Below are 263 nucleotides of genomic sequence, written 5' to 3' on the forward strand. Positions count from 1 at the left end.
CCCTTGAAGCGACGGCTTTCGAAGCCGAACCAGACGATCGCGGTCAGCACCAGGAAACCAACGGTGATGTAGAGCGCCCATTCATTCGGCGGCTGGATGCCGAGGATGAAGATCAGGATCATCGCGATCACAGTCAGCACCGCGAAGAGCTTGAAGACGCCTTCGCCGAGGTTCCATGGCCCCATCTTGTCCCACTTCGACGTGCCCCAGGCGAACAGGCCGAGCGTGATCGGGATCGCGAAGGAGAAGAACAGGAAGATGAC

At 59.3% G+C, this 263-nt stretch carries 1 pseudogene; it reads right to left on the reverse strand.

The window, feature by feature from the left end:
• A pseudogene (locus AF337_RS14110) lies at window positions 1-263 on the reverse strand (amino acid permease); the annotation flags it as partial.

This window comes from Rhizobium ecuadorense (assembly GCF_001187535.1).
GTDB lineage: Bacteria > Pseudomonadota > Alphaproteobacteria > Rhizobiales > Rhizobiaceae > Rhizobium > Rhizobium ecuadorense.